Genomic DNA, 18,068 nt, shown 5'->3' with positions numbered 1-18,068 from the left:
GATACCTCAGCCCTGTTGAGTTCGAGCGCAAGGTGGGATTAGCTTAACCGGGTGTCCATCAAACCGGCAGCAGCTCAGAACCTGATCACCGAAGATAAGTCAGGCTCCCTCCCATATTCCTGCCGAGAGGTGGGCAGATCGTCGGGCACCTATGCAGGACGTGCATCTAAGGCTTCACAAGGATGTAGCGCATTGGATGCTCATTCCACAGTCCCGCAGCGTGAGCTCTTCAAGTCTTTAGCCCAGGAAGGGAGGGGGCGATCGCTGTCAAGAGCGCAGCGGGATCGATCCTTTCCGCCCGACCGGCCTTTGGTGATGCGGCCGGCCCGGAACGGCCGTCGTCGGGGCTCGGCGCAACTTCATCGGGCCGTTCGGCCGCGGGGTGATCCGCCCGTCGCAACGACGGGTCGCTTGGGCCACCACGGGATCGCGGTAGAGCCCGAGGAACGACATGGCGGTGGACAGGACGCCGGAGCGCTCATTCTCCGATTTATTCAGGAGTTCGCGCGCGGTCGAGGCAACCACAGGATGAGCGCCCTGGTCGCCTAGGTGCGGGATGGTCATCATCGCCTTCAACGTCGCTTCGATCGGCCGTTTGGGGTCCGACAGGAATGCGGCCACACCGGCCAGGGTCTTGTCCGTCTCGGCATAGAGGACGTGGAGGATGGCCCCGACCAGGAGCGAATGACTGGTCTTCTCCCAATGGTTCCGCTTGTCGAGGGAGCCTTCCGGGTCGACCAGAACGTCGGCGACGTTCTGGACGTCGCGAACCTCCCATTCCCCGCGCCGGACCTCGAGGAGCGGATTGTAGGCCGATGATTTTGGGTTGGTCGGATCGAACAAAAGGACACGGCCATGCCGCGAGCGGAAGCCGGCGGTCAGCTGCCAGTTCTCGCCCTTGATGTCGTGAACGATGGCCGACCCCGGCCAGGTCAGCAGCGAGGGGTGGGTGCGAAACACAACACGTGTTCCGGTCCATCGTGGCGAAGGTAATCACGGTCGAGTTTACCCAGCACCACGCCATCGGGACCGAGGAGCCCGGCGGCTCTCACCTCCTCACGACTCGCCCAGCGCGCCGAACCATAGGTCTCAATGTTCTTCGCCTCACGCGCCCGCGAGACTGACATCCCGATGGCCACCGCAATCGAAATGAAGGTCCGGACGCCGCGATGAAAGCTCCCTCGACAAAGACCTGAGGCGCATAGCCGTCGTAGACGAACCACCACCAGAAGAACACGGGCGGGTAAACATCTTCAAACCGGACAGTTCGAACCAGGGCCGCCCAAGTTCCGGTTGCAGGCGAGCCGCCAGGCCGTCCACTCGGTTGCTCCCCAGATGGCCAGCAAGACGATCAGACTCACAACGACCACTTGTCCCCAGAGTATCTTGGTGCCGGACATCCGAACGCCCTTCTGCGATTGAATTGGCGAGATAACTAGAGGCCCAGGTCGCGCTTGCGGCCAATGCCCCATTCGATGCCGCCGCCCTCTTTCACGATGCCGGTGACGTGCTCGCCAAACCTCTTGTCAAGCTCGCGCGACCAGGGCACGAGCTGGAAGCCGAGCCCATTCTCGATCATGGCAAAACGTCCCGAGGCGAGCGTCAGCCGCTGGCGATAGGTGCCTGCTACATGCTCCTCCGAGGCGGCCTTCACATGAGGCAGGCCGGTGTCGGCCGAGACTTTTGCTGCCACCTCGTCAAGCTCGCGTCGGCGCAGGCTATTTAAGAGATCACGCTGCACTGTGATGCGCTGGCCCTGCCGCCGCGCCAGGCCTTTCTGGATCAGATGCTCGGTACGGGCTTCCATGGCGTCGCGGGTCTCGCGGCCAAATCCGCCCATGGCGAGCGGCATGGGATCGCGTTCGACCAGACAGTGGTCGAGCCAGGTCGCCCCTTTTGCGGTGACCTGCTCAGCAAGATCGAGATCGGAACGGCACGCGAGCACCAAGGTGGGGCGCGCATCGCCGGCTTGGCCGAAGCGTCGGACTTCGACGATGCCGCCGACCGGTGGAGCATGTTTGAAGTCTTCGATCCCTCGGAAGCGGACGTGGTGCACACGTCCGTCTGTTCCATCGATCAGGGCGTAGGCCTCACCCGTCAATTCGTCATGCAATCCACGGTCGACCAATCGTCCGATGATCTGGGAGGTCGGCTGTCCGCCTTCGATGACGTAGTCCGACACGCCGCGGGCTTCCCCACGCTCAATAAAGGCGCGGTGCATGGTCTTGATGATGTCGCCGCGCATGCCAAGGTCACGCAAGCTACGCTCGGCCTCGAGCCCGACCATCCATTCCCCAGGCGAGGCAGATGCCGCGAGGCCCATCTTCTCCAAATGCTGAAGGCGACCAACCATCAGGCGCCGGATCTCGGAGTCAGGGCTGCCGGAACTTTCTGAACGAAGATCGATAGTGCCGGTTTCGTCGGCGGCCTGCTGGATCTCCCGATCGAGCCGCGTCCATCGCTCTGCCGTGACTTCCCTCTCCAGCGCATTGCGAATCTCATGCTCCGGCTTTGGGCCCAATTCGATGTCGACGAGTTCCTCGGCGCGTGAGCGAAGGCCCCGGCTGATGTAGTCGCGGGAGATCACGAGGTCGGCCCCTTGCTCATCGACGCCGCGGACCAGAAGATGGACGTGAGGGTTATCCGTGTTCCAGTGATCGACGGCCACCCAATCGAGCCGCGTGCCGAGATCGGCTTCCATTTGTTTGGCCAAGTCGCGGGTGAACGCCTTGAGGTCGGTCATGTCGCCCGCGTCCTCGGGCGAGACGATGAACCGAAAATGATGGCGATCGTCCTGGCAGCGATCCGAGAAAGCCGCGCCGGCAGCACGGTCGCTGCCGGCGTCAAACATCTCCGCCCTCTCGCCGCTGCGGGTCACCCCATCGCGCCTCAGGTATGAAAGGTGAGCAGTCAGTGGCGCCGAGCGGAATGAACGACCCTTGTGACGCACAACCCGCGCTTTCACCACGACGCGCCGCGCCGAACTGAACAACCGGCCCCGACTAAAGGCGAGCCGGCCGCGGCCAAAGTGGAGCGCCCATAGGCCGCAGAACGCTTGCCAGCCGCAGCCTGACCAGAGGTATGTCTAGCTTTCTTCGCGGCACGTAGCACTTGGTTGATGAAGCTCTTCGGCTTCGGCGCGCGGGTGCTGCGGATACGCCCGGGCCGAATACGCAGGTCGCTGTCGCCGACGGTCATCGCCGGGCCTCGAACAGCGCCAAAACAGCTGCAGTGCCGAAAATGTCTTTGATTGCATTCGTCAAAAACCAACGCGCGGCACGCGCCCCGACCGACCGGCACGCCAGAACCCAAGCCATGCCAATGGCTTGCGGTTCGACCGGCGAGCCTCTTTTATCTCGCTTTCCTAATCGGGCGGACGTAAGCGTCCGGTTTCTGCACATCTTCCTCCTCGTGCGATGTCGTTCCATTTCGGGTTCTCTGCTGCTGTGGAGATTCTCCGGTGGGACCGAAACACTTCCAGAACAAAGCGCGACGTGAATGGTGGTCGCTGCACATCGAGGCATGGCGCCGAAGCGATCTCGGAATCCGTAAATATTGCCTTCAGCAACGCCTCACCGAGAACACGTTTCGGCGCTGGCTGAAGCGGCTCGCCGGCGACGAGACTGCGCTTAAGCTCGAGAAATATCAGACGGAATTGCGCCGCGAGCGCTGCCGGGACAAACGCGAAAAGGCGCTGCGAAAGCAGAAGCAGCGCAGGTTCATGGTCACCGCGGACGTCCGCAATCGGGCCTCTCAGGCGTTCTGGGCAATGCATGTGGAGGCGATGAATTGGAGCGGAATGGGCCTGCGCGCCTACGCCGCCGCAATGCAGCTGTCGCCGCATTCGTTGCGCAAATGGCGTGACCGACTGGACGCCGGCGAACTCGCAATCGACTGGCGCGCGCATCTTCATCCCTCCGCTCGCCCGGCCGTTAGCACTAGTGCTAGGAACTCGGCCCCCGAACGTCGCTTGACAGCCGCGGAAATCGGCGATCCGACGGCGCCTCGAGCGCCCGTTCGGCGCTTCTTCAGCGATGAGGAGAAGCTCGCGATCGCGAAGGAAACCGAGCAGCCGGGCGCCAAGGTCTCTGCCGTTGCGCGCAAGCACGGGATCGTCACCGGGCTGCTGTTCCGCTGGCGTTCGCAATTTGGCATCGCGCAAAAGAAGCGCTCGAGGCTCGCCCGAGTGGTCATCCCCGACGACGCTCCGGCAGCGCATGTTCTGCGCGATCTCGTGCGCCCGCCGGAGGGCATGATGGTCGTTGGCCTCGCCGATGGAAGTCGCATCTTCGCTCCGGCCGGAATCGATCCGGATGCCGTGCGAGCACAGATCGAAAGCGGAGAAATGGCGCCATGATGTTGATTCCAGCGGGCGTGAAAGTGCACCTGGCGCTCGGTTACACTGACATGCGGAAAGGCATGGACGGGCTCGCGATGCTGGTTCAGGACGTGCTGAAGAAGGACCCGTTCTCCGGTCATCTCTTTGCCTTCCGAGGCAAAAAGGCATCGGTGCTGAAGGTCCTGTTCTGGGACGGCAACGGGCTTTGCCTGTTCACCAAACGCATCGACCAGGGCGGCTTCGTGTGGCCGGTGATGGCCGGTTATGACGGTTCGATCACACTCACACCAGCTCAACTCGCGATGCTGATCGAAGGCATCGACTGGCGCGCTCCAGAGCGTGTTTGGAAGCCTGCAATTGCAGGCTGATCCGCAAAAACAAGTGCTAAACTGAGTTGTGATTCTTCTTCGAATCAGCGTGTTCGAGTACCATCGGACATGCGGTTCGATCTCAACAATCTGCCTGCCGATCCAGAGCTTTTGCGGTGTCTGGTGCGCGACATCGCCACCACCATCGACCACCGCGACAGTGAGATCGAGCGCCTCAAATCGATCATCAAACAGCTGCAACGAATGCAGTTCGGACGCCGCTCCGAGCGCATCGATCCCGACCAGCTGGCGCTGGGATTGGAAGATGTCGACGGCGACATTGCGCGCATCGAGGAAGAGCACCCAACTGGCTCCTCGGAGGCCGCGGCAACGCAGCCGCGACGCAGAGCTTTGCCAGACCACCTGCCGCGTGAAGACGTTCTGCTCGACGTCCAAGGCGACGTTTGCAGCTGCTGTGGAAGCGCTCTTCACCTGGTCGGCGAGAGCGTCAGTGAGATGTTGGACTGGGTGCCAGCTCAGCTCCGTGTCGTCCGAACCACCCGTCCTAAATACGCTTGCCGATCCTGCAACAAGGTGATGCAGGTGGCCGCGCCGGAACGAGTGATAGCCGGTGGCCTGGCAACACCGGCGCTGCTCGCGCACGTACTGATCAGCAAATACTGCGATCACACTCCGCTCTATCGGCAGTCGCAGATCTTTGCTCGCCACGACGTCGATCTCTCCCGCTCGACACTCGCGAGCTGGGTCGGCGGCGCCTGCTGGTGGCTCGAAGCATTGCACGGACGGCTGTGCAAAAACGTGTTCGCCTCCGACCATCTGTTTGCAGATGACACGCCGGTCCCCGTGCTCGATCCCGGTCGAGGTCGTACCAAAACTGGACGGCTCTGGGTCTACGCCCGTGAGCAGCGGCCGTGGGCTGGACCTGAGCCTCCGGCTGCAGTCTATCTGTTCGAGCCGGATCGCAAGGCCGTGCGCCCAGCCACGCATCTGGCGAACTTCAAAGGCATCCTGCACGTCGATGGCTACGCCGGCTTTGAGCAGCTCGGCGACAAAGACGGCGTTGTTCTCGCTGCCTGCTGGAGCCACTCGCGGCGCAAATTTTATGAGGTTGCCGAGGCCACCGGTTCGCCTGTGGCAATAGAAGCTTTGCGTCGGATCGGCGAACTCTACGCGATCGAAGCGCGTGTTCGCGGACAATCGTCCGCTCACCGGCTTGCTGAGCGCAGATCGTTTTCGAAGCCGATTGTTGAGGCTCTGCATGCGTGGCTCAAGTTGCAGCTTCCGCTCGTCTCCGCCCGCAGCACCCTTGCTGAAGCAACCCGCTATATGCTCTCGCGCTGGCATGGACTGACGCGCTTCCTTCATGATGGCCGCATTGAGCTCGACACCAACCCGGTTGAACGCGCGATCCGGCCCGTTGCTCTTGGCAGGAAAAACCATCTGTTCGCCGGTAGCGACGGCGGCGGGCATCGTTGGGCAATCGCCTGCTCGTTGATCACGACGTGCAAGCTCAATGACGTCGAACCCTACGCCTACCTGCGTGACGTGCTGCAGCGAATGGTCGACGGACACCCCGTCAACCGCCTCGACGAACTGCTGCCCTGGAGCTGGAAACCAGTCGATCATGTCAAGACCTGACCTCACGTGCACCGGCCGGACGCTTACGGGCGGACAAAGTCAACAAGTCAACTCATTCCTACGCTTTTCTTCGACTCTTCGCACTTCAGCCATTACCGACTCCCTGCATCAACAACGCACAAGTGTCCCCACCACCGCGCTTGCGATCGGCATTCACCAGGCGGGATCCATGCGTTCCTTCGCGTTCAGCCTCGGCCGTCGCATGCTCTTCATCAGGTTTGTAGACAGGGCTGTCCAAGCAGTCCGGCGCTCTCGTCCCCGAAGGGCGACAGTAGGCAAGAAAAGACATTCCCCGTTTCGCGGCCCCGCCAGGCGACGCTCACCGCGCGCGGATCTCTAATTTCGTTCCTCCTCAACATGCCGGGCGCAGACCCTGCGCTAATCTATCGTCACCTGCACCGCGGCTACTGCGCCGCTTTCAACCGCAGCCGCTGCGTGATCTTGGCGCCAAACCCGACGTGGAAGTCGGTCTCGCTGACCCACATCCGGTGCAGAATGCTCGCCAGCTTCCGCGCCACCGCGGTGATCGCGCACAACATGCTGGACCGTTTGGCGATCCGCAGGCCCCACGCTCGCAGCGCCGACCATTTTCTGACCCGCAGCAGCAGGCTTGCGGCCGCCTCGCAAAGCGCCTCTCGCACGGCAACGTCACCCTGTTTGCTGATGCGCCCTTCAAAGTCGATCGACGTGCCGGACTGGTGCCGCCTCAGCGTTAGATCAAAATGGGCGCCGAACGTTCGTGTTCGCGCAAAGCGATGGGGGTCCTCGACGCCGACTTTGAACGACAGGGCCGCGACGGGACCGACGCCGGGAACCGTCATCAAACGCCGGCAGACGGGGTCATGCTGCACCACTTGCAACAGCACGCGATGGAGCCGATCGTATCCCTCGAGGATGGCGCGACGCACGTCCAGCATGGCTTCGACGGTCATCACAAAGATCGGATCGCTGTGCTCGATCAGCTCGCGAACGCGTGCTTCGTAGGCCCCTCGAGCGACTACTCCGACGAGCAATCCATAGGCCCGCAGCGCACCACGAATGTGGTTTTCGAGATCAATTAGTTTGCGCTTCAGCAGCTTCCGGCTGGTCAACAAGGTGCGCATCTTCTGCATGTCGATGTTCTTGACATGAACGGCGCGGTACCAACCCAGTCGCATCATCTGCGCAATTCCGCGCGCGTCGTTCCGGGCGGTCTTGTTCCGCATTGTCGATAGCGAAACGCGCATGTGACGCGCCTTGACGACAATGATCGGAAGGCCTGCTTGCTGCAGTTCGCGACACAACCAGATGCCCAGCGATGACGCATCGACTCCTACTCTCTTAGGCGATCCGCGTAGCCCTCCACTGCGGAGCGGATCGCCGCTGGATCGGTCATAACCTTGACCTCGCGAATGGTGAGACCCTCGCCATCGACGATGCAAGACTGGCTTCAAGACCGACGTCCAACCCAACGTAAAGCTTCATTGGAGCTCTCCTGTGTGGCAACGAACTCCTAAGTCGTTGCACCAGGCTCCGGATTCGGCCACGCGGCGGCTATCCTCGTGCACCGGTTTCTCGAAGCCCGATTTGAAGAGCCGTCCCTGTCCTGCCATCGTGGACTCCCGGTCGCTGGTTTCTATGGCCCAACTTCCAAGCCAACAGACCCTCGGCACTTGCGGCGATTTGCGACAAAATGCAGTTCGGATCATTGCGGTAGATTCTTCAATAGTGCCTCCTCGAAAAGGTCGGCTGGTGGCCGATTGATTGCTAAAGAGCCGCCACGGCTTTGCAGTCGACCTGCGAAGGCCGCCGTTTCCGAGCGTTTGCGACGGCGATCGTTACCCGAAAGGCGAGACACCCGAAGGCTGCCTCGGTGAGGAGAGAAGCGACGAGTAGAGCGCGTCCGAAAGCATCGCCCGTATGCCATTAACTTGCGAACCCGCACACCTGGTCATTGTGGTGCTGCCGGGTCGGGGCGAGGTACGAACACGCCACTAGACCCAGGGACCATGCGCGACACTTCGTGCACTGAGATTGCAGTCGTGCACCGCTCGACGGCATCAGCGCCTGCAACCGAGCGCGCGTTTTCATGAGATCGGAACGCGTGACAAATAGCGTCGCAGCTGCTGATGACTGTCCGCTCGACGTCCACGTCGGCGGCAGTTCGATGCCAAGCAGATTTGCAAGCCTTGCGACGTATGCTCGCGTCTCGTCTGGCAAAGAGCCGCCTACGAGATGCTGTTCATAGCGAGATGGTCCCACGTTGTACGCGGCAAATACGCCCGGCGAGCCATAGCGATCAAGCAGTTCGCGTAGATAGGCCGTGCCGGCCAGGATGTTGTCGTGCGGGTCATAAGGGTCGTTCCCGAGATTGTAGCGCTCGCGAAGTTCCGCCCAAGTCGCCGGCATGATTTGCATCAAGCCCATTGCGCCCTTAGGCGATCTGGCGTTCACGCCACCAGCACTCTCGATGCTCTGAACTGATCGGATCCAGTTCGGCGCAATCGCAAAGCGTTGTGAGGCTTCATTGATGAAACCGGCAAATAAGTGAGCGGTCTGACTTATCGCCGGCCGGGCGGCTGATCCGCTCTGGGCCAAAACAGAACCGTCGAACGCGGTCAGAAGAACCATCAGGGGCACGACAGCACAAACGGGCGTGCCCAACCGACCCAAGCACGCGGTCGGGCTCCCGCCGGCCTTGCAGGCATCGATCGACACGGGGGAATGATCCCGCAATCGATTTGAACAAGGGAATGGCAAGGGGAACACGTCGAATACGCATGATCACTCCTCCCACGTCCACACCGGGATCGCACGGCCGATGACGCTAGATGCCGGAAGAAGTCCAAAATATCGACCGTCAAGAGAGTCGTCCGACTGCCAGTTCATCAGAAAGAGCTCGCCGTCGCCGACAACGCGGCAGCCCTGCCATTTCGGCAGCGGCCGGCCGCGTCCATCGCGATCACGCGCTTCGCCCATTGCAATGTCGTTGACCGAGACGGTGGGCCCGCTTCTGCAGACCGTCTGCCCGGGCAGCGCAAGGACCCGCTTGAGCATGGGGACGCCGATGGGCAGATAGCCGTTAAGGTCAAGGAACGTCGCGAGCGGCTCCGGCGGCTGCACTGCGACCAGTTCGGTGACATGGAAGCTTTCCGTCGGTCGTAAGCGATAGAGACCGATTGGCACGCTCCCCGATGCATTCCAGACGTAAAGCGGCAACGGCTCCAGGACGATCGACACGACGAGCGCGACAGTGGCGCCAAACGTCACCGCCAGCGTCTTCAAGCGGCGTCTCATCGCATCACCCTTTGACGGTGAAGCCAGGCCTGGTGGCGCGCTTTCGTGTAGGCGCGCGGGTTTTCGTTGACTGACAAACGGCTATGAACGTGATGCCAGTGATCAGGAGCGACATCAGCGGGATCGATGCCGAGTACCTCAACGGCATCGACCATCTGCAGCACGCGCTCAACCTTCGGCCAGCCGGACAGACGCAGCAAGATCTCCCCGCCCGGCTTCACATACGGGACGGTCGAGCAGCGCTGTCCCGGCACGACCGCGCGCAGGATGTCGATCCGCGAAATGACCGCTCCAAAGTCATTGGACGTCCAGCGAACGAAACCAAAGATGCTGCCTGGCGCGAATAACAGGACACGCCGGTGGCGATCAATCTTCCGTTCCTCGACGATGCGGCCGAACCGAATGCGGTTTTCGATACGCTTCTCGAGCCACAGCACTTCCACTTCTGTGAGATTGCTCATGCCGCCTCTCTCGGAGAGGGGAATGGAGAGCGGTAAGCATTGGCGGCGGTGAAGCACCTGTGCGGCTTCTGCCGACGAGGAGGATTGACGCCCCGCGCTTGCCAGTCGCCCGCGATGCGGTTTCCAGCTTGGTCCGTTAGAATAAATCCGAAGGATTTCAGGTTACTAAAGGTAGAGCGGCTGGAAAGCGCCGGCAAACAAGTGCTTGAGCTCGATCTCGGTCCCGGATCGCACGAGGATTCGGTTCCCAATGGCACGAGGGTTGCGGTCCCCGATAGCACGAGCTGATTCACAGGCTGTCCCTCCGAATTTGAAATGAGACTGCGACGGCGCAAGCGTGCCGCCAGGGGATCAACAGGCTGAGGGGTGAAGGTCGGTCGCTTGCTGCCGTTCCGGTCGCGCGTGAACACGAGCTGATAGCCGGCAATGTCTGCTGCTGAACGATCTGCCGCACGTCGTATGCAAAATGCTTGAGCGGCGACAGGCTGCCGGATTGGGCATGGAGATGCACAATGTCGAAACTCCAGCCGCCCTCCTGGCGCCTGCCGTGCTTGCGCAAAGATGGTAAAGCCACCGCTCAAGTCCGCCGTCAGATCGAAACAAGCCCAGTCGATCGTCAGCACGAGCGCGTCGTCGATCACGCCGGCATAGAACCAATCAGACAGAATCAGCTCGAGCCCGAAGGGACCGCCATTTGCATCAGCCGTCTCCTTCCATTCATTTATTCAGGAGAAGCGATGCCGAAGTCGTTCTATTGGCTGGCGGATCGACGTCAGCACAGTCGTTGACTGCGACCTGTAGAGACCCGCCTTCAGCCGATCGTAGTCACGTGCGCTAGTGCCTCGGCCGACGAATGCCAGAATGTGGTAAGGGGTTGCAGCCATCAAACGTGAGGTCTTCAGGCCTGAGTCACGGGTATCGACGATCTGCGACGCAGCCCAAATCAGGACATCTGCACCCCAGATGATCGCCATGCCGTGTTCCGGCACCTCTTCGACACGAATGGCGATCGCGCGGGCACGGAAATCGATCGGCACAACGCGTTTAGTCCTTGCCAGCGAAAAGGACGGATGAGCCATGAGATCCTGCGGGTCGCGCGGCGCGAGATCACCGTGCAGCGCACGAAACAGTTCCAGTTGATGACGTTCGGAAAGCGGTTTGCGCCGCATTGCCAGTGCTCTCTCGGGGCGATCAGCGGCGTTCCTGGCCCGCATACGGGCGCAGGGTCGAATGCTTCTTGGCAGCCAACACAGTCCCCTTGCCGGGATCGGATGTCGACGTCTTGGCGCCCAGATCGGCCCAGGCCTTCAGATCGTCGAGCGCGTAGACGACGCGACCACCAATCTTCCGGTAGGTTGGTCCTGTGCCGTAAGTGCGGTTTTTCCAGCGTGCGGCCGGAAAGACCGAGCAATCGCGCGGCTTCGGGTGTGCGCAAGTATCGCGGCGGCAAGCCGGCGTTCGGATCGGGCATTTGAGAGGCTCCGTGACTATCTGGAGCGCCGGCGCGAACGGCGGCGCGTCGACGGTCATCATCGCGGAGAAGGCCCGCGAAGGGGGATGCCGATGATGGTCGAGTGTGTTTTCGATACCCCTAGGTTGCCGGCGCTATTAGCCCTGGCGCTTGGGACGCAGCAATCTGCGATAGCCGCCGCATATCAATGCAAGGCCGCCTTGCACGAGACGGATGGTTCGATTGCGCAGGTCGTGCGTTTTCCAGGCGCGATCTGGGATGCGTGCCTTGCCGAACAATGCTTCGGCAATCGCACGGTAAGTGCTGCCGGCCGCGTGCGCGTCGAGCGCACGGATAGCCGCGCTTAACCGCTCGCGTCTCTGTCTGGGCAGCTCGTGACAGGCAGGTCCCGGCCTGCGCCCCTTCATCGCCCGCCAGAGCCGTCGGGCAGCATAGGCGCGAGCATCAAAATCGCTATCAAGCGGCAACTCCGCCACATAGTTGGCGCCAATCGCTGGCGGCTCTTTCAGCCAGACACGATCTCCCCTGCGCCGACACGAACGATGGCGTGCCATCCATCGGAAGCGCGCCTCAACTGGCCGGCTGCAAGATCTAGCAGCGGCTGAGGCGTTTCACCGTTTCAGAAGCGACGTGGTCGCTGCGACTGGAATGACAGTCGGCAGAACCTCGGGCGCCCAAAAGATGGCTTGCTCCCCGAAGGAGCACTGCGGGTCATGCGCGAAAGCAGATGCCCCATTTCCTCCTGAATTCCGGCGTGACTTTTGCGTCTCGACCGTTTGCGATCATCGCCTGGTAGTCGCGTTGGTAATCGACATTCCGGCGCAGGCATTCCCAGGCGATGTCGGTGATATCAGCTTCTTGTAGGCTCTTGTAAGACACCGGCGACCGCCAGTCGAATTCAGGCATTGGTTCCGCCCCATTGCACAAAGCTAAGGATTGCGGCGCAATAATTCTGATTGATTAGGTTGTAGGAAGCCCCTTCTTTGGCACCACGTGGTGCTCCCGCGTGACCACCGATCGGTCAAAGAGAATTGTGCTCTCGACGAGGATAGCGTCGGTGAACTTCTTCTATTTTGAGCCGGCGCCGCGCAAGAGACGTCCCTTTTGTGTAACCCACTTAGCGCGTGCAAGATGGCTCAGGTATGCGTTGCGCGCGCGATCGGGCTCTCGCTCCGGATCAATATGCAGCACTATTCGAGCGACCTCCCTCCAGTCGGCCCCCTCGCTTTCGGCCTGCAAAAGGCGCGTGTACGTGATGATGTGTTGCTCGTCATAGACCGTCAGCACCGAGTCGGTTGGCGCGACATCCGCGACGTCAGGGTCTAGCTCAGACTTCATCATGATATCCCAGCAAAACGGTGAATGATTCTAATCTGCCGAGGCGGTAGTACGATCCCGCAGGTCTCACTTTAGCCTCATTCCGGCTCCCGCGGCCAACGAAGGAGCCTGATACATATTATAGGAGATAAACCTCATAGTATGTAAAGCCGCAAGTTGCGCGGATGGACATGCGCAAGTTGGTCGGGCGGAATTTCGCCAGACTGCGGAAGCAGAAGCGCTTCACGCAGGAGAAATTCGCCGAAATGTCTGGATTCACGCAGCAATATATCAGTGACCTGGAGCGCGGCCGCCGTAATCCAACTGTCGTAACCCTGTTTGAACTCGCCAGCACATTGGGCGTCAGCCACGTCGATCTCGTCCTACCTGACGAAGAGGCGCGCGCCGAACGAACAAAGTCTCCCAAACGGAAGTAATTGGATCTGAGCGGCCATCTCGATAGTGGTAGAAGCTTGCTTTCGCCAGCCGAGCAGAAGGCTCTGCGAGCGCCGGACACAGCACGCGTCATCGCCGCCGGGCCGGCTTGCCGACCGGCGGCGACAGATAGGCTAGAGGAAGTAGACGCGCGGCAGACCGAATTGCCGATAAGGGCAGGGCGGCTCGATCTGCCGGAGTCTTAACTGCGAGAAGCGCGCCTGAGATTGAGAAGCTCCGCGGGCGGACCGGACGGGGCTTTTTGCAGGACCTCAGTCGCCGGTCTTGCGCGGCCGCGACCAGAGCAGGGTGTAGCCTCGCCTTACTCGTCGTCGAAAAGGTTCGCGTAGATCGGTACGTTGAAGGAGGGGTCGAGCTTGAGCGAGAGACAGTCGCGGCCTTCCTCGGAGCGCTTCGACCAGGCCGTCCCGATCTCGGCCGGGCCGACGAAGACGCGGTGGGTTGGGGCATTCTCGTCGGAGCGTTGGTCTCGGGCAACGATCCTTCGCCCTTGGTCTGGAGGCTGAGGGTGACGATCTCGCCTTGGAAATTGCTCCCGACCTTCTTGGTAGAACCGAGGTTAGCCATGTTACTTCTCCTTCCTGTTTCGAGCCGCGACCACCGCGGCCTCGATGGCGATTTACAGGCCAAAGACGATCGACGACGCACCCGCCCTCGGGCCGGAGCGCAGCGGAGGACGCCAGCGGAGAGACTTTCTTGTCTCGCGAGGAATGGGCGAAGCGCAGGGGAAGAAAGTCGACCCGCGGCGTCGCGTTCAGGCGATCGAGGCGCAGCCGCTTTTTGGCCAGATCGAGCTAATGAGAGTCCAGTTTGGTCGCGTGCGCTGAACAGCATTTAGGAGCCAGCGAACGATCGGCTCAAACAAGAAGGCCCCACACTCCCTGCGAAGAACCTGGCGTGCAGAAAGCGGATCGTGCTCTCCGAACCGACAGAAGCCAGCGTACCTGTCAGCAACCGCGGGATTAGCCCCCGACGAGGATCACCTGGCTCAATCGGACGAGACAGCAGCGCACTGTGGTGAGCAGCAACAAAGCCCTGATATCAGCGTCTTGCGAACTAAGAGTGATCCGCAACCTTACTGGTTTCTGAAGCAGCTTGCACCATCGCGCGATTGTCCTCTTGGACACCTCAAGCCAGAAGCCGATACAATCAGTGCCGCACCATCGGCAGGATGCCGGCCGAAGCGCAACTGTAAGTTGACGATATCGCTGCAATGAGTTCCTCGAACGCGTACCTCTTGGTGCGGGGAGTCCGATCAGGCGTGCGCCACGGCGCATCGCCTCAGCGGAAAATGACACCCGGAGAGCGTGCGCATGGCGACGCGAAGGGGCACGCGGGTCCGAGTGCAGCCACGGGACCGTTTCAATAGCGGCACCCGGCAACCGGGCAGTGATAGCGATCGCCGGAGGCGAGCCCCTTTGCCGAGTGCGCCCGGCGAGGTGCTCCGCAGTCTTTGCGCGGGGGATCGAAGCCGAACGGCGTGCGCCGTTGTGGCGTGGAGAAGAAGGAAGTGTTCGAAAGAATGGAGCCTGCTGGTTATGGCTCTTACTTGCCCGGCTTACCGGTGTCGGAAACGACTGAGACTCCGAAAGGAGAACGGAACCAGAGCATGCCGGGAAACGTCTCGAAGCCGGATGCCGCAGTCCGGTGGAGAGCACAGAGTAAGGTGTGCATGGTGAAAGCTGTATTGCCTGAATCCCAGTTTCCAGTTGCCAAAGGGCTGGCCGTAGCGAACGCGGCTGACACGCTATGCCACGCGGGGCAGATCGCACCGGCCAGTGCGATTTGCCACCAGTCCGCGTGGGACGACCACCATCGGTGGGTCAAGGAGACGAATGGGACACCTAAACACGCCGCAACTTCCCACACACGCAACTACGGGATCGCCTGCAGCAGGCTCTTTCGAGGACCTGTATGGCGACGGAACCGTCATAGTACCCAAATGCCCGACGTAATGGCCGGGACAGCCGCCGCGAGGCGGACGATCATGCGTATAAGGCCGGGTGACCGGACCGAAAGCGCCTCCGATCGGGGGAAGGACGATGTCGTTAATAACGGCATTTGCAGTATGCGTAGAAGAGATTCTTCGACGGAGAGGTTCTGCTGATGCAGGCCGCTACCATCCAGAGAAGAATTGAATCACTGCCGACTTTGTCGCGGTCGGGTAAGCGCGTAAATGGCCTACACCGCTTGATGAGATCTCCGCATCTCTTCGAGCGGGCTTACGAAAAGGTCTCTCGCAACAAGGGAGCCCTGACGCCTGGCGTAGATGGCAAGACCTTCGACGGCATGTCGCTGGCGAAACTTGCTGACGTCGCGAGGCGGGTAGCAGACGGCACTTATCGCTTCCGGCCAGTCCGGCGGGTTTATATCCCGAAGGACAACGGCAAAACACGACCGCTGGGTATCCCTACGGTGGAAGACCGGCTCGTTCAGGAGGCGGTCAGGATTCTGCTCGAAGCGATCTACGAACCGGTGTTCCTCGATGAGGCGCATGGGTTCCGCCCGGGACGATCCTGTCATACCGCACTCAAGTCCATCAAGAAGACCTGGACGGGCTGCAAGTGGCTAGTCGAAGTGGATGTACGTGGGTTCTTCGACAACATCGACCATGACATTCTGCTTGGGCTTCTCAAGAAGCGGATCGATGACGACAAGTTCATCGGTCTGATCGAAGGAATGCTCAAAGCAGGCTACATGGAAGATTGGGTCTACGGGCGCACTTACAGTGGCACGCCACAGGGCGGCGTTGTCTCGCCCTTGCTCGCCAATATCTATCTGCACGAGCTGGATCAGCACATGCAGATGATGAAGGCGGGCTTCGACAAGGGTCGCGATCGACGTCCTTTCCCGCGCTACGCGGCGTTGGAACGGCGCGTCCTTAGTCTCCGCCGGAAAATTGAACGGCTCCGCGCCGAAGGCGCGGATCGGGTCGAGATCGACGCTGCGTTCGCGGAGATCAAAGCCGTCAATCAGGAAAGACGGAAAGTGCCTTCCGTCGATCCGATGGACCCCAACTTCAAAAGGCTCCGCTACTGCCGGTACGCCGACGATTTCCTCATCGGCGTGATCGGGAGCAAGCGGGAAGCGTGTGAGATCATGGCTTGCGTCGAACAGTTCCTGACGCAGACATTGAAGCTCACCGTGTCGCCTGAGAAAAGTGGGGTCTACGCCGCTTCAAAGGGAGTGACCTTCCTGAGCTATCGCATCTCGACATACACATCCTACGGGGCTGGACGCAAATCCAACCGCACGGGACCGGATGGACGGACATGGCGCGTGGTACGCCGGCCGACCACAGGCAATGTCAGTTTGCGAGTGCCGCGGAAGGAGGTTACCGCGTTCTGCAAGCGACATGGCTATGGCGATCTCGCCAGAAAAACCGGCCGTCCGCGCGAGCAGTTCTTGGTTACCAGCGATGTCGCGACCGTCCTCGCCTATAACTCAGAGTTCCGTGGTTTTGCGAACTACCATTCGTTTGCTGATGACTTCAAGGGCGCCTTGGGACTGTTGGAGCTTGTTGTGTTCCGCAGCCTCGTGAAGACGCTGGCGATGCGCCATCGGACGACGAGAGCGAGAACCATGGCGCGTCTGTGGAATGGTACGGACTACGAGGTCAGCTCCGTGGTCCGTGGTAAGCTTCGCAGCATCAAGCTGTGGAGGCTGAAGCATCTGACCCAAACCTGCTGGACGAGTCCTGTGGTCGACAACGTCACAGCAGGGGCGTGGTGGGTCAAAAGCCCAAATGATCTGATCGATCGCCTCAACGCTCGCAGATGCGAAGCATGCGGCGATACGACGGGACCATTTGAGATGCATCACCTCCGCCGCGTAGGAGACCTGCGAAGCGGATCGCTGACGGATTGGAAACGGTCCGGTTGGCGGCGCAAGACCATCGTCCTGTGCCCGTCATGCCGTGCAGCCGTCTCTGGTCGAGAGCATGCGCGTACGGAAAGCCGTGTGCATTGAAAAGTGCCCGCACGGTTTGGGGGGAGGCGTAGGGATATCCTCTTCGAGGTGTCCCGCGCCTACCCTACCGTGACGCGAAGCGGCACGGTTCACGAGAACCCGGTCTGCGGCCAGCGGATGCCGCCCAACGCGCCAAACCTCAACGAATGGCGGCCCACCCTTCCTTTGCCCAGGGAAGATGAGCCTTTGTCTTAAGTCGAGTTCCGCCGCGGTTTGGTCGCCGGCTTCTTCACCGCGGCTTCCTTCGCCGGCTTCTTGCCAAGCGATCGCCATCAGCTTCCTTTTCAACGCTGGCGACCCTACGAGGCTTTTGGACCGGCTTTGAACTATTGGCTGGCTCCGCGGCACCGATGCTCTTGCGCAGCGCATCCATCAGATCCAGGACGTTCTCGCCGCGGGCACGCGCTTTCGCGGCAATGGGTTTGCCAGCGCGCTTTTGGTTGATGAGATCAACCAGGGCAGTTTCGTACTGGTCTTCGAATTTGCCGTTCGAATGGCCCGCCTTCTGATTGACGATGTGCCTGGCGAGATCGGGCATGTCTTGGTCACTTCGGAATCGTGGATATCATCGAAGTACTCCCGGCAGGACTCGAACCTGCAACCAGACCGTTATGAGCGGCAGCATTTCGGGTGCATTCCGGATTTGATGCCGTTTTCGCCCGGTTTCGATCGCGTTCTTGACGGCTCACTGGGACTATTCTGGTGCGAAACTGGTGCGCTTGAGGCGCGAGGTGGTCGTGGTCGAGTAGCTCAGCCATTTGGCTTTCGCCCTCACAGATCCGGGCAGGCGGCTTTCCCGCACCCGGCTCTTC

At 60.9% G+C, this 18,068-nt stretch carries 13 protein-coding genes and 7 pseudogenes; 6 read left to right on the top strand and 14 right to left on the bottom strand.

Annotation, left to right across the window (positions count from 1 at the left end):
- Positions 1 to 381: 381 nt before the first annotated feature.
- Positions 382 to 1,400 (bottom strand): annotated as a pseudogene (locus tag AC0L3S_RS36965) (type IV secretory system conjugative DNA transfer family protein); the annotation flags it as partial.
- A 35-nt stretch (positions 1,401 to 1,435) separates the two neighbouring features.
- Positions 1,436 to 3,198 (bottom strand): annotated as a pseudogene (locus AC0L3S_RS36960) (relaxase/mobilization nuclease domain-containing protein).
- A 262-nt stretch (positions 3,199 to 3,460) separates the two neighbouring features.
- Between AC0L3S_RS36960 and tnpA (AC0L3S_RS36955) the strand changes: the two are divergent.
- The 4 genes and pseudogenes from tnpA (AC0L3S_RS36955) to tnpC form a co-directional block, all read left to right on the top strand.
- Positions 3,461 to 3,616, top strand: a pseudogene (gene tnpA / locus AC0L3S_RS36955) (IS66 family insertion sequence element accessory protein TnpA); the annotation flags it as partial.
- A gap of 39 nt (positions 3,617 to 3,655) precedes the next feature.
- Positions 3,656 to 4,357, top strand: coding sequence for an IS66-like element accessory protein TnpA (gene tnpA / locus AC0L3S_RS36950; protein WP_473284755.1), 702 nt, complete (start codon positions 3,656 to 3,658; stop codon positions 4,355 to 4,357).
- On the top strand, positions 4,354 to 4,707 hold the full coding sequence (tnpB, locus tag AC0L3S_RS36945; protein WP_473284751.1) for an IS66 family insertion sequence element accessory protein TnpB: 354 nt from the start codon (positions 4,354 to 4,356) through the stop codon (positions 4,705 to 4,707). The genes tnpA (AC0L3S_RS36950) and tnpB overlap by 4 nt, the downstream gene beginning before the upstream one ends.
- A 69-nt stretch (positions 4,708 to 4,776) precedes the next feature.
- A complete protein-coding gene (gene tnpC / locus AC0L3S_RS36940; RefSeq protein ID WP_473284749.1) occupies positions 4,777 to 6,306 on the top strand; it encodes an IS66 family transposase in 1,530 nt (509 codons plus the stop codon).
- Positions 6,307 to 6,710: 404 nt separating this feature from the next.
- Here tnpC and AC0L3S_RS36935 read toward each other — a convergent pair whose 3' ends face one another.
- The 9 genes and pseudogenes from AC0L3S_RS36935 to AC0L3S_RS36895 all read right to left on the bottom strand — a co-directional run bounded on the left by AC0L3S_RS36935 (position 6,711) and on the right by AC0L3S_RS36895 (position 12,855).
- Positions 6,711 to 7,589: an IS110 family RNA-guided transposase gene (locus AC0L3S_RS36935; RefSeq protein WP_473284753.1), complete on the bottom strand. Its 879-nt coding sequence runs from the start codon at positions 7,587 to 7,589 to the stop codon at positions 6,711 to 6,713.
- A 622-nt stretch (positions 7,590 to 8,211) separates the two neighbouring features.
- Complete coding sequence (locus tag AC0L3S_RS36930) at positions 8,212 to 8,916, bottom strand: lytic transglycosylase domain-containing protein (RefSeq protein WP_473284747.1); 705 nt, start codon at positions 8,914 to 8,916, stop codon at positions 8,212 to 8,214.
- Between the two features lie 153 nt (positions 8,917 to 9,069).
- Positions 9,070 to 9,582: a S26 family signal peptidase gene (locus AC0L3S_RS36925; protein ID WP_473284745.1), complete on the bottom strand. Its 513-nt coding sequence runs from the start codon at positions 9,580 to 9,582 to the stop codon at positions 9,070 to 9,072.
- Positions 9,579 to 10,043 carry a DUF2840 domain-containing protein gene (locus tag AC0L3S_RS36920; RefSeq protein ID WP_473284743.1) on the bottom strand — a complete coding sequence of 155 codons (465 nt, stop codon included), beginning with the start codon at positions 10,041 to 10,043 and terminating at the stop codon, positions 9,579 to 9,581. Before AC0L3S_RS36920 ends, AC0L3S_RS36925 begins: the two co-directional genes overlap by 4 nt.
- 289 nt (positions 10,044 to 10,332) lie before the next feature.
- Positions 10,333 to 11,122, bottom strand: a pseudogene (locus AC0L3S_RS36915) (replication initiator protein A).
- Positions 11,123 to 11,234: 112 nt separating this feature from the next.
- Positions 11,235 to 11,514: pseudogene (locus tag AC0L3S_RS36910) on the bottom strand (helix-turn-helix transcriptional regulator).
- Between the two features lie 137 nt (positions 11,515 to 11,651).
- The gene (locus AC0L3S_RS36905) at positions 11,652 to 12,068 is read right to left on the bottom strand and encodes a DUF2285 domain-containing protein (protein WP_473284741.1); all 417 of its coding nucleotides are present in this window, start codon (positions 12,066 to 12,068) and stop codon (positions 11,652 to 11,654) included.
- A gap of 157 nt (positions 12,069 to 12,225) precedes the next feature.
- Positions 12,226 to 12,420: a transcriptional regulator domain-containing protein gene (locus AC0L3S_RS36900; protein ID WP_473284739.1), complete on the bottom strand. Its 195-nt coding sequence runs from the start codon at positions 12,418 to 12,420 to the stop codon at positions 12,226 to 12,228.
- Positions 12,421 to 12,582: 162 nt separating this feature from the next.
- Complete coding sequence (locus AC0L3S_RS36895; RefSeq protein ID WP_473284737.1) at positions 12,583 to 12,855, bottom strand: DUF2285 domain-containing protein; 273 nt, start codon at positions 12,853 to 12,855, stop codon at positions 12,583 to 12,585.
- A 167-nt stretch (positions 12,856 to 13,022) separates the two neighbouring features.
- Between AC0L3S_RS36895 and AC0L3S_RS36890 the strand changes: the two genes are divergently transcribed.
- Entirely contained in the window at positions 13,023 to 13,268 is a 246-nt protein-coding gene (locus tag AC0L3S_RS36890) for a helix-turn-helix domain-containing protein (RefSeq protein ID WP_473284735.1), read from the top strand.
- A 270-nt stretch (positions 13,269 to 13,538) separates the two neighbouring features.
- Here the strand turns inward: AC0L3S_RS36890 and AC0L3S_RS36885 are convergent.
- A pseudogene (locus tag AC0L3S_RS36885) lies at positions 13,539 to 13,854 on the bottom strand (DUF736 domain-containing protein).
- A 489-nt stretch (positions 13,855 to 14,343) separates the two neighbouring features.
- Positions 14,344 to 14,529, bottom strand: a pseudogene (locus AC0L3S_RS36880) (zincin-like metallopeptidase domain-containing protein); the annotation flags it as partial.
- A gap of 864 nt (positions 14,530 to 15,393) precedes the next feature.
- Here AC0L3S_RS36880 and AC0L3S_RS36875 point away from each other — a divergent pair.
- A complete protein-coding gene (locus tag AC0L3S_RS36875) occupies positions 15,394 to 17,256 on the top strand; it encodes a reverse transcriptase domain-containing protein (protein ID WP_473284733.1) in 1,863 nt (620 codons plus the stop codon).
- Between the two features lie 229 nt (positions 17,257 to 17,485).
- Here AC0L3S_RS36875 and AC0L3S_RS36870 read toward each other — a convergent pair whose 3' ends face one another.
- Positions 17,486 to 17,794: a hypothetical protein gene (locus AC0L3S_RS36870; RefSeq protein ID WP_473284731.1), complete on the bottom strand. Its 309-nt coding sequence runs from the start codon at positions 17,792 to 17,794 to the stop codon at positions 17,486 to 17,488.
- Positions 17,795 to 18,068 lie beyond the last annotated feature (274 nt).

This window comes from Bradyrhizobium sp. Ken01 (assembly GCF_055807355.1).
The sequence above is the reverse complement of the archived record's forward strand: the minus strand, read 5'-3'. Positions and strand labels throughout refer to the sequence as shown.